Source organism: Candidatus Pristimantibacillus lignocellulolyticus, from assembly GCA_023639215.1.
GTDB classification, from domain to species: Bacteria; Bacillota; Bacilli; order Paenibacillales; family Paenibacillaceae; genus Pristimantibacillus; species Pristimantibacillus lignocellulolyticus.
In genome coordinates this window covers 962,612-976,175 of record CP097899.1, presented here as the reverse complement: position 1 = coordinate 976,175, position 13,564 = coordinate 962,612, and the positions used below count along the sequence as shown (strand labels likewise).

4 protein-coding genes are annotated in these 13,564 nt (G+C 36.4%); 2 read left to right on the top strand and 2 right to left on the bottom strand.

Translation table 11 applies throughout. The features are described 5' to 3' along the window. Nucleotides 1-97: 97 nt before the first annotated feature. Nucleotides 98-868, bottom strand: coding sequence for a response regulator (locus NAG76_03925; protein ID URN95418.1), 771 nt, complete (start codon nucleotides 866-868; stop codon nucleotides 98-100). After that, nucleotides 846-3,803: a histidine kinase gene (locus tag NAG76_03920; GenBank protein URN95417.1), complete on the bottom strand. Its 2,958-nt coding sequence runs from the start codon at nucleotides 3,801-3,803 to the stop codon at nucleotides 846-848. Before NAG76_03920 ends, NAG76_03925 begins: the two co-directional genes overlap by 23 nt. Before the next feature lie 330 nt (nucleotides 3,804-4,133). Between NAG76_03920 and NAG76_03915 the strand changes: the two genes are divergently transcribed. Both NAG76_03915 and NAG76_03910 read left to right on the top strand, forming a co-directional pair. Then, nucleotides 4,134-11,708, top strand: a complete 7,575-nt coding sequence (locus NAG76_03915; protein URN95416.1) for an S-layer homology domain-containing protein — start codon at nucleotides 4,134-4,136, stop codon at nucleotides 11,706-11,708. A gap of 180 nt (nucleotides 11,709-11,888) precedes the next feature. Beyond that, entirely contained in the window at nucleotides 11,889-13,313 is a 1,425-nt protein-coding gene (locus NAG76_03910; protein URN95415.1) for a hypothetical protein, read from the top strand. Nucleotides 13,314-13,564: the final 251 nt, after the last annotated feature.

The following is a 13,564-nucleotide window of genomic DNA, read 5'->3' as shown; positions in this document are numbered from 1 at the left end:
CCAATTAAGGTTCCTTAACGACTGATGAATACCATTTCGACGTAGACTAAGTTACGTAGCTAATCATCGTAATCACAAGTGACTGTTTTGAACTAATTTAAGGAAGGGTGTTCCAACTATGAGCCCATAGATACCCTTTCGACTCAAGTAACGTTGCATCTGGATGATCTTTGGGGACCAGTTGAATACTGTTGTTTGTATTCATAATATAACCATCGTTCATTCGCTCGAAGACGATTGGTATTTCAAGTTCCATAAACAGCTGTCTCATACGGTAAATTGTATTGTATAGATTAGACAACGCTCGTTTGTCGTCAGCATTCGTCCACAGATCATCGATGATTCTCCACTTTTGGCATAGCTTTCCTTCGTGAAGCAGAAAATAGTAAAACAATTCTTCAGTAATACGTGTAGGCCATTTCACATGATTCTCATCTTTCTTAACGAAAGCTTGACCATACAGCTGGACATGTAATTGATTCTTAATGGTATGTTGTTGTTTTAGCCCATAATACTTTTGTAGGCGACTATCTAATTGTTTGACCATACTCGGAGTCATTGGCTTTAATATATAATCCAGTGCTTGTACTCGAAAAGCTTCAATAGCGTACTGTTGATGAGCAGTTGAGAAAATTACGGGTAAGTCAATTCCGCTCTCTACTAATTGTTGTGCGAGTTGAAGACCTGTCATTCTGGGCATTTCTATATCAAGCAGGAGTGCATCCAATTTCAGGTTTGGAATTTCCTGTAGTGCTTCAAACGGTGATTCAAAGCGACCGACGATTTGAAAGGGACCGTAAGTTTCTAATAATCTTGTATGCAGATCCAAAATTGGCTTCTCATCTTCAACTATAATTACTCTCCACATCTTTTCGTCCCTCCTTAATAGGAATCGTTATATGAATCGTTGTTCCTTCACCAAGTAAAGAGCTAATTTCCAGTTGCCCTTGCGTTAGATCGTGCACGCGTCGGCGCACATTTGTAAATCCGATGCCAATATTAGTGTTTACTTCTCCCATTAACTGTGCGCATTGCATGGCTGACATTCCTATCCCATTATCCGCAACTTGAATACTTAGGTTAGATTCGTGAATGGCTATAGTTACTTGTACATGTCCTGGACCTTCCTTCTCAAAGAGACCATGACGAATTGAATTTTCTACTAATGGCTGTAATAGCAGATTCGGTATTTGAATGTTCTCCGTTACAATGAATGGATCTATTTCATAAGAGAAAGTTAGTCGTTCACCAAATCTTGCTTTTTCTACTTCTACGTATGCTTCAATAATTTCCAGTTCCTTCTGCAGAGTTGAGAATTGTCCATCACGGCTAGTCTCAAAAATGTAACGAAGAAAGGAACTTAGCATTGACAATAGATGGGCAGCACGTTCACCATCTGTGTAACAGAAGGAAATAATGCTACTAAGCGCGTTATATAGAAAATGTGGTTTAATTTGAGTTTGCAGAAATGCCATCTCATATTCAACAGCTTTTAACATAGATTGCTTTGTTTGTTCAACGGCATTAAGCCGAGCCATTAATGTCTCTTTCGAGAAAGGTTTTATTAGATAATCATTAGCACCACTGGTAAAGATCATCTCAATATGACTTGGATACTCTGATGATGTCATCATTAAAATAGGCAATTCCATTAATGATGTCTGCTTACGAAAATGTTGAAGTAAGTCTAAACTATTCATTTTGCCAGGAATAACGTCATCGATAATAACCATAGCTATATAGGGATGATTATTATAGTAGCTAAGTGCCTCTTGTGCAGTATAAGCGATTCTTATTTTATAGCTATCGTTTAACATTCCTTTTATAACTTCAGCGTGCATGACATCGTCTTCGACAATTAGAATTGTCTGTTGTTCTCTATCTTCTACGAGCATGTCAGATTTTATAATATGCGGATCTTCAATTGCTGGAACTGTTTTTTTGACTTCACTTAAAGCAAAAGAGAGCCTAAAGCAAATACCATCATCCAAATGTTCAATCGATATCTTTCCGTTCATCTGCCCAATAAGTTCCTCCGTCATAATGAGCCCAGGGGAGTGTTGTCTATATGTGCTAGATGTCATAGACTTACGGTTTGTGGTCAATTGCAGTATGACATTACCTTCAATTTGCTCGGATTCTATCGTTAGACTATCTCCTGAGGCATCGTGAGATATTTCTGCCATAATACGAATAAGTACTTGAGTCAATCTTTGTTCATCTGCCCATACAAATAATTGATCTGAAATTTGTTCATTGATATTAATATTCTTCTTTGCAAATGTAAGCTGCATTAATTGAATAACATGGAGTATGACCATACGAAGATTAGTAGATCCAAGTTGAATGGCATAATCATCAAATCGTATACGAGTATAATCGTGAAGATCTCTCAGTAAATAAACCATGTTCTCCATTAATTGTTCAGCTAAATATAGTTGTTCACTTTTTTTTTCTTGATCGTTCTCTCGCGTAATTGATTTAATTAAATGAACGGCATCGTGTAAAGGTTGTTGCATGTCTTGCGTAGTTACTTTCAGAAAATCATCTTTCGCATCATTAGCCTTCTGTAACTTGGTCGTTAATGATTCGGATTCCTCTGCACGATTCATTAGTCGCATACTGAGAAAAACATTCATCGCCAATGTAAACCCAACAAATCCAATTCTGTTGAGGATGTTACGTCCTGAGAAAAATAAGTTATCAAATGAACCACTAGTTGCGAATATTACTAGAAATAATAACATGATTGCTAGAATGATCGCTTCATTTCTTCGTATAGATATTCGATTTCTTATTGTTAAATATACTATGTATATGACAATAGACGAAAATATGGCTTCGCTATAGAAAAAGAACAAATATTGTGCAGCGGACAATGTTCTAGCTGGAAGAAAGACGATTAACACGGTATAGACAAGAATAGGCAGAAAAAGTAACACTAGTGTTCTTAGTTTCATAATAGAAGGTATCATTTTAATAACGAACAAGATTAGTATAAAGGAGCTCAAAAATGTAATGGAGTCTTGTATTCGAAAGTAGACCTCAAATGGGATTGATGGGAATTCGCGAATGAGCAGACGCTCCCCGCGTGTTACTACAATGACCGTTAAGATGAGAAAGTACAACCCACTGAAAAGAAAAGCTTCATCTTTAGTTCGTAGTATATAGATAGCTACATGAAGAATACAGAACATAAGCAAACAGAAGGCAGCTGTCCACTCTAGCGTCAGATCGCGAGTAACATCCTCTTTCATTAACTTAGCATCCCCGATATCAATAGGGAACACGATACCGCTTCTAGCATTATAGAAGTCTGATACATGAATCGTTATTAATAGCTGACGATTCTCAGGTGTAAAATATACTTCGTATGATCTGTTGTCAGGAACCATCTCTTGTTTGGAATCTGCAACTGTACCACCAAGAGAGATTGGAGAACCGTTAACGTAAATTGTATGAGCAGACCAAATATTGCGCACACGCAGACCTATTTCATTCCATTGATCAGGCAACTGAACGATTAATTGATACGTTCCCCAATGCGCATTGGATGACCAAGGACCAGGCACATACTGGTTATTGGCTTGACTTAGAAATTGTGTAGGAGATATGAAAGAGTTGTCTATGAATTTCCAGTCCCCAGCTAACGGCACAAAAGATGAATCAGTTATCTCTCGTAAATCGAGTTTACCCTCAATAGCTTTAATATTTATTGAACCCGTTTTCTGGTCGCTAAAAATCATATAAAAAATAGCGATTAAGGCACAAACAATAGCCAAATAACCGATTAATTTCTTCATAGTGTAGTCACATCCCTTTAATTACTATCATACGTGAAATAACTCTCAAAAAACTACCAAAAATAATAGATAGTTCAATGTGAGAGATTTTTGAGAGTTATCTCTGTTATGTTAAATTTATAATTAGAAAAGTTTGTAAAAAGTAGATTAATAGTTTTAGAAAAATAACGTATAGAAAGGTGGATGACTTTACTTATTGACAAGAAGCGCACCAAATCCTTACAATAGTTTTCTAATACTTTAGTCCAATTCTAACTAGTATTTTAGTCTTGTACTACATAGTTCTAAATTACTACTAGATCATTACTAAAATTTCAGGAGGTTACATTAGTGAGTAAACGATGGTTTAAAAAGCTTGGAATTTCCATGCTTATCTTCACATTAATAGTATCGTTAGTTACAGTAGCAATACCAATCAGTGTTAGCGCGGCAACTGAAGCAGTTGATATTGGAATTGATGTGCAGAAAGCCTACGATGTAGATGTCGTATTGGCGTTGGATAATTCCACGCAAAACATAGACACCTATAAGGAAGATTTACAAACTGCATTAGAAAGCAGAGGAGTAAATGCTAGTAATCTTAACATTCAATCAGTAGAAGTTAATGAAACAAATATTTTAGAAGGTAAGTTTGAACTTAACCTAAGATGGCCTGGCCCAGGGATAGATATGGATGCTCATGTTGAGTTCTGGAATGCAACGCAAATGAAAACACAATTATTCTATGGTCAGAAAGAAGTGCATGAAAGCGTATTGGACTATGATGATCAAAGTGGTGGAGTTGGTGAGATCATTTCGTTAAGCTTAGACACTATTCCAAGTGATATTGTGGAGCTTAAAGTGAAAATTAATCCTTACACAGGCAGTGATAACACCACTATGTACCTGTACAAAACAGTTAATGGAGTTAAGCAAGAAATTATTAAAAGCTCCGCTTATGTAACTAAACCAAATGTATATTATTTTGGTAGCTTTAAGCGTAATCAAGATTCATGGGATTTCCATTTTAACAATGGAACAGTTTTTGCTGGTAAAGAAGTAGAGATTATTTCTAAGGACTTTATGGAGGTTCTTCGTGAACCAGATTGGAGATCTTCAGCTAGAAAGTATCTCGTTAACCTGAATGACCAGACTGTGCCAGATTTTGATGATTCCATTGAATTAGGCGAAATTGTTTCTAGAATGGGAAATGATCAAATCCATTACATTGGTTGGGGCGAGGATACTGATAATGCAGGAACTAATGATTTAACACAAAATCAAGCAGAATCTTTTATTAGAAAAAATAATGGTTTAGGTACCTTTGTTAATCGAACAGGTTCAAGCTATCAGGAGCAAATCAATCAAACAGCAGATTATATTGCTAGTCAATCTCGTAATGAAGCTAATAATGAATATTTAGAGTTGGATCAAAATTATGATCTAATCGTTACTCCATCATCTGAGCTTTCCAATACGAAAGATGAGAATTGGCCAAATGGTAAATGGAGAATAGAACATGACCCAAGTATTTATGAAAATAACACAGGTATTGTTCCATACAGCGGTCAGTACTTAGATGATTTCCTTCCTACTTTCAATAAAGTTGGACAGTACGATATTTATTATGCTGACGTACTTGTGAAGACGCTATATGTACATAGAAAACCAGTAAGTCGCTTTGACGTAGAGGTAAATAGTAGCAATGAAGTTACGTTAACTAATTTATCGTATGATCGCGATACTCCAAGTCAACAAAATGGAATTGAAGAAGCGAAATGGATGTGGAAGCGCACGACGGATGAAAGCTGGACGAGTGGAAAGCCTAGTAGCTTTGTGCCTAATGAGGATTATATTATTCAACTTATGGTTAAAGATTACCAAGGAACATGGAGTACAGCACGTTCACTTTACCAGTCGACACAGTCTGGAGCAGGAAAGCCAATCTCTGATTTCGAGCTAAGTGCGAATCAGCTAATATGGCCGGAAAGTACAATAGAAATTGAGAATACAAGCTATGACCCTCGAAGTGCAGACATAACAGAACAACAATGGACAGTATATAAAAATAATGAAGTTATTTATACTGGCAACGCACCAAAACTTAATTTCACAAACGAAGGTGTAGGCACGTATAAAATTTCACTTAAATCTAAAAATCAAAGTGGTATTTGGTCAGAAACATTTAGTCGCTTTTTGAAAATCCTTCCGAATAGTGAACCTACGATTTCTAGCATTGGTAATCAATCGGTTACTGAAGGCGTAACTAAAGAGATTTCATTCCAGGTAAATGATGAAGAGACAAGTGCTTATAGCGTAACAGTAGCAGGATCTTCGTCGAATACAGCCATTATTCCTAATGAAAATATTGTTGTAACAGGTAATGGTAAAGATAGAGTTGTGTCTATAACACCAGCTTTTGGACAAGCAGGAGTTGTGACGATTACTTTACAAGCTACTGACGGTGATATGTCGGTTCAGCAAACCTTTACGATTACAGTAGTAGAAAAGAGTGCACCAACAATAAGCAGTATTGAAGATCAAAGTATAAATATTAGCGATTCTTCTGAAGAAATCGAATTTACAATAGGTGACGAGTTTTTTGCAGCTAACTTAATTAGCGTAGTTGCTACTTCTTCTAATCAGGAGCTAATTGCTGATTCCAGTATTGTACTTGGGGGAACAGATGAAAATCGTACAGTTAGCTTTACTCCAGTAGCGGGTGCTTCAGGAACTGCTGATATTACGATTGAGGCAACTGACCCAAGTGGCAAAAAATCAGTTCAAATTTTCAAAGTTACAGTAAGTGATTTGATGCCACCTAACATAGTTAATGTTCAAGTTGTAAATCCAGATGAACGATACAAGTCAGGAGACACTATCGTTATTAAGGTAATCTTTGATGAGGATGTGCTAGTTAACGGAGTGCCTGAGTTAGCACTTAATTTTGGTAGCGAACCTACTCGTCAAGCACAATATACAGGCGGTAGCTCTACGAAAGAATTAACCTTTGAATATACGATACAAGCTGGCGACGATACAAATGAAATTCGTATCGCAGCTGAGCAGGCACTACAACTAGCGGGTGGAAGTATTCAGGATGGCAACAATAATAACGCCAATTTGACTTTGCTAGAAGATTTTGTATGGGACACTCTTATCGTTGATACGGTAGCTCCAAATAGACCGAGCATTGAAGCTCAATTTGTTAAGCCTAGCACAAGCATTGAGATTACATCTGATGCACCAGCTGTAGGAGAAATAGCATGGTTAGCACCAAGTGGTACGACTAGATTCCAAGAAGGCACAACAATGACGAAATTAGTTGGTAATGGATCTAGTGATATTATTAAAGCGCCTTTAGCAGAAGGAACATACTATTTATATGTAATTGATGCTAATGGCAATATATCCGTTGCCTCTGAAAATGCAGTTATCGTTGATAACACAAATCCAAATATTGCTGTTATTTCATTACCAATAGCTAAGGATAACGTTATTAATGGATATGAGGCAGAAAAAACAACGATTTCAGGTACTTCTGAAGAAAATGCAAAAGTTGAGGTAATGTTTATCGATCAAGATTCGAAAACTGTAGTCGTAACAACGTTTGCGGACGAGAATGGAGATTGGAGCATTGATCCTAGCGATATTAGTTCGTTAGCTGATGGAACAATTACTGTGAGTGTGAAAGTAATTGATGCAGCGGGTAATGAAAGCGTAGAGATAGAGCAAACAATTTACAAAGATACCGTTACGCCTATTAATCAGAATGATGTACTTTTTAGTAATCAATCTGTAAAAGGCAATACAATTATTACACTCGATGCGGCAGCAGGTGAGGGTATTACAATCTTTGTTGCACCGCTTGGAACTTTAGCAGAAGATTTAGTCGCTAATGGTAATACAATTACTAGTGTTGCAGGAGATTATTCATCCATTCACGCACCATTAAATGACGGTATCTATCATATTTATATTATGGATACAGCAGGTAATGTATCAGAGCCTAGTACTGCCACGATTATTGTAGATAATATAGTACCAACTATCAATTCCTTAACTCCAAATACATCGGATTGGGTAAAAGATTCGGTTCTAGTATCCATTAATGCTTCTGATACTAACGGAAGCGGTATTGAGGTAGTGAAGTATGCATATGGACTTCAAATTCCTAATTACTTTATTACTAATGGAATTCTAGCTAATGGTTACATGTTTGAAGTCGATACAAATGGTATTTACACCGTATATGTTCGTGATTTTGCAGGCAATGAAAGTGTTCAGTTTATTCAAATTTCCAATATTGATAAGCAAAAGCCAACTGCGCCAAGTATACAACTTGAGCCTAATAGAGACTTCTATAATGGAGATTACACGATTTCAATTACACCTGGTCAAGACTCATCATCAGGAGTAGCGTATACAGAATATCGTATAACAGGTGCTTCTGAGGAAGATTGGACGCAATACGAGGAACCGATTGTAATCAGTGAAGAGGGTAAGTATACAATAGAAACGAGAACAGTCGATAATGTAGGAAATGTTAGCGATGTTATCGTGCGTACAATTGTTATTAATCGAGAGCTTACTGTATTTCCAACTGTAAGTATTTCTCCAGATATTGCGTACAGTAATGAGAATGTAACAGTTACAATTTCGAAGTCATATGATGAATCACATGAGGATGAGGGTGAAAATTCTGTTATTTACTACAAAATTCCTAGCAGTGGAATCAATGAGTATGTAGAATACACCGGAGCATTTGACATTACGCAAGAAGGGCAAACCGAAATTGATATTATGGTTAGGGATAGAGCTGGTAATGAGGTCACTATGACCAAAATTATCAATATTGACAAGACAGCACCTATCAATCAAGATCAAATTCTAGCGGAAAATGTAATTACTCAAGGCAATACATTGATTACAATTCAACCTTCTTATGATAGTGAAGATAAAATTTGGTTGGCACCTGTAGGAACAACTTTGTTCACTGAGAGTGAAACAATGACAAAAGCTGCTGGTGATGCAACTAAGATCGTTACACCATCTTTAGATGGAGAGTATAGAATTTATGTTATTGACAAATCAGGAAATATTTCACTATCAAGTGATAAGACTGTGACTGTCGATAATGTACCTCCAACGGTAACCGGTATTGCAGATGACGAGATTTACAAGGAATACCCGACAATCAGCTTTGATGAAGGGGTAGCAACGTTAAATGGACAGCCATTTGAAAGTGACACAAAAATAGAAGCGAATGGCACTTATACCTTAATCCTAACCGATGTAGCAGGTAACAGTACGGTTATCACGTTTATTGTAGACAATGATAAAGAGTCTGTTGAGAAGGACACTGCCGCGTTGCAAGTAGGCTTTGCTCCAGGTGATCATCCTGAATGGGTATCTACAGATATTTCACTTAGTGATTTAGGATTTTTTGATAGTGAAATTGAGTGGACTAGCAGTCATGAGGATATTTTATCAGCAGAAGGAAAAGTTACACCTCCAACGGTAAATACCGAAGTAACGTTAACAGCAACCATTACTAAGGGTGACTTCAAATTAGAGAAAACATTCACTGTGCTTGTGATTGCTGATCCCGTTAAGCCAGTTATTGCGCTGAATGGTAGCAGTAATGTCATCGTAGAGCAAGGTCAAGTCTATGTAGAGCAAGGCGTTCAAGCGATTGACAACAAAGATGGTAACATTACAGAAAACGTTGTGATGAGTGGCTTTATTGATACAAAAACGATAGGTGTATACACCTTAGTTTATACTGTATCAGACAAAGCAGGTAACATGACACAAGTAGTACGTACAGTTACTGTAGTCAAACCATTTATTCCAGCTAGCACGATTATTCATGTAGATGGTGATCAAAAGTCTACAGATAATAAAATTAAAGAAGCATTAAAAGAAGCGAACAAGCAAAAAACTGGTCAGATTACTCTTGTTGTTGATGATGAGGTAGTGCAAGATGCGCCTATTCGAATTAGCATAAGTAAAGATGATCTAACAACTGCTTATAATCAAAAAACTAAAATCGAGCTACAAACAAATAATGCATCCATTCTTGTGCCAATACGTGATCTTGATATGAGTCAATTCACAGCTAATTCAAGATTAGAGTTAGTCATTGAGCAGTTGGATGTTCAAAAAGCAGAAAACCAAGCATTAGTAACAGCTATTCAAAATATGAGTGCGAACCTTGCTATTTATGATAATAAGGTTTTTGATTTCAAGATGAGAATTATTGAAGAAGACACTCAAGGTAATGTTATCAGTGCAAGGGATATTGAAAACTTCCAAACGACAGAAGACATTGTCCTGAAAATTTTCGTGGGAACTAACATCAATGAACAGCTATACTTTATGACATTCTACTTTAATGAAACATTGAATGAATGGCAATATATTAGAAGCAGCTATGATGAACAGTCAGGTACGATGATCTTATTAACAAATCATCTTAGTATCTACTCTGTCATGGAGACTACAAAGGCACAGAAGCAAATAGAGCTTACTAATATTTTGAACAAGGAAAATATTACAGTGAGTGAAGTACGTAGTATTCTTGAAGATCCAGATATGGACTTTAACGGTGATACTATGAGTAAATATGATGTATTTACAGATGTGCATAAAGACGCTGTAGCTCAGGATATTATAACGAAAAAACCTATTGGTGGATATGATTACCATGCACTTAGTGATCAAGTAACCAATAGCGTCAATAGTAAGCATAATGCTATCACTACGGATACAGAAAAACCTGAAATTAAGCTTACAGGTCCTAGTATTGTGTACGTAATTAGAGGTACTACGTATGTTGAGCAAGGTGCAATTGCTACTGATAATCAAGATGGAGACATTACTGGTCGAATTATTTTGATTGGTTCAGTTGATACCACTAAAAATGGTACCTACATTCTGCGTTATCTTATTACAGATGTAAATGGTAACCAATCTGAAATTACAAGAAAAGTTATTGTACAAAATCCTACTCCAGATAATGAAGTAGAAGAGCCAACATTACCAGTAATTATTGTGGACAAAAATACTGGGTATGTCATTAAAGAAAATAAAGACATTACAATTGTGTTAACGAAAGAACCACAGATGCAAATTGTCAGCCAAGTGTACAACGTTGAAGTAGTCTCTGAAAAGCCTACTGGAAAGTTCGAAGTACAATTTAGCTATGACCCAAGCAAGGTTACTAATCTTAATCAGCTTGCTGTCTATCAGTACGATGCGACTGAAAAACGTTGGGTATCAGTTGGTGGTATTATTGATCCTCTAAACCATACGGTTACCATTACTTTGGATTCGCCTGCAACACTTGTGTTAATGGAAAACAAAGTAGTGTTTAAAGACCTTGATGGACATTGGGCTAAAAATATCGTTGAGTTCCTGGCAGCAAGACAAATTATTACAGGTGATACTGAAGGAAACTTTAATCCTAACATGGGTATTACAAGAGCTGAATTCTCTACATTAATAGTAAGAATGCTAAATCTTCCAATCAATGAATCAGCAAGTCAGTTTACTGATGTAACTGGTCAATGGTATGAGTCTTACATCACAACGGCTCAAGAGTTTGGAATTGTTAAAGGCGTAAGTGACACTAACTTTGAGCCTGAGCGAGTTGTTTCCAGACAAGAGATGGCAGCAATTATTATTAGAACACTTAAGAAATACAAGAATGTAACAATTACCGAAGAAGATCTTAAGCAAATAGCTGAGTTTGCAGATACAGATAACATAAGCCCTTGGGCGTTTGAAGACGTGTATGCAGCTAAAAAGCTAGGACTGATGATCGGTAGAGATGGTAATAAGTTTGCACCTCAAAGCCCAACACTAAGAGGAGAGGCAGCTTCAGTTATTTATAATTTATTGAAGGAGCTTCAACTTATTTAATAGTTATTGAAAAAGGATTTCTATCTATTAATATGTAAAATGATGAAAAGTAAAAGCGTTAGTACAGGATATGATTTCTGTACTAACGCTTTTTTTCTGTCTTATAGTTAATTTTGGTTATATTTACTGGATAACAGGTAAAAATGAAACGTATTACAATTTTGAATAGGAGAGAATGCTTTGAGAAAGCTTTTACAAGTTGAATTCGCCTATTTGATTATTGCCGCAAGCATTGCCATTTGGCTACTCTTTACAAAGGTCTTTATTGGTGTTGCAGACAATGGAGATTTCCTGCGAATTATGGGTACAGCGGGGCTGAATTATTATGATGCTTTAGAATCCTATGAGGACCGTTTTTTCTCGTATGCCCATATTAACTTTGCTTATGACACCATTTTGCGCTTATTCTATCCATCTACGCATATTATACTAGTCGTTGTTGCTCGCTTCATTAGCCTTATTTTCAATGAAACAGCTTTCGATATTCGTTATTTAGGTGCTATATATGTTGTCCTATTGCTAACGGCAGGATTTATATTTATTAAGTACAATAAAGGGAAGTCGCTCATAACAGCCATAGTAATTGCTCTATTGATGTTGTTCATCTTCTCGGATATTGGATATTTAGCATATTTTAATTCTTTTTACGGGGAGCCAGTCTCCTTCGTATTTCTATTACTAACATTGGCTTTAGCACTTATGTTGACGAAACAAGAGAATCCATCAAGAAAAATGCTGGTGCTTTTATTTATTTCTATACTTTTTCTCGTATGCTCGAAAACTCAGAACGCTCCAATTGGCATTGTCTTTTCATTACTTGGACTTCGTTATGGCTGGATGAAGATGGATGATCTTCGTTGGCGTAGGCTTGCAATTATACTTTCTATAGTTACGTTTCTTATTTCAATCTTTATGTATATAGCTGCACCAAAAGATTTTAAGTACATTAATATTTATCAGACAGTATTTTTCGGTATTTTGAATGGTTCACCTGATGTGGAGGGGGATTTGCAGCAATTAGGACTGCCAAGTAAGTTGTCGGTATTGGCGGGTACCAATTATTTTCAGGATGATACTGTAATTAAGCAAGATGATCCTTCGCTCACAGCAGACTTTTATAATAAAATCTCACATGGGGATGTACTCTTATTCTATATGATGAATCCCGCAAGATTACTTGGTAAAATGGAATATGCTGCACAAAATAGTATGAATATAAGAGCTTTTTACTTGGGCAACTATGAAAAATCGGAAGGAAACCCAGCTGGTGCTATGTATTTTGAATTTAGCCGTTGGAGTGAACTCAAGAGGACTTATATTCCAAACACAATGTGGTTTATTACACTATTCTATATATTGTATTATGTTGTAGCTGCATACGAATGGCTACGAAGTAACCATATCCGCAATCGTATTGCCGTTGAATTGTTCATAGTACTAGGTCTTATTGGGATGTTCAGCTTTCTCATACCAATCGTTGGTGATGGTCAAGCAGATCTAAGTAAACATCTGTTCTTATTCAATGTTATTTTCGATATGATGATAGCATCCGCAGTTATTTGGATAGTCACTAAAGTTAGATCAACAAAGGTTGATAGTAGTTAAAGAAGGTGATACAAGTTATAGGAGTAAGGTCCACTACCCGAGGAGGGATGGTGGACCTTTTTATGTCTATTATTGTAATTGTTCTTGTATACCTATAATATTACTGCTTTAATTTAGGCTCTGAGATCTGTGTCTTGTATTGTTCTAACAATTTGCTTAGTAATTGTTTGATAGCTGTTGCGTCTTTTGATTCTTTGTGCATTGAAGAAAGCTAGATGTGGATCGTTTGCGTCATCCATCATAATCTCCGT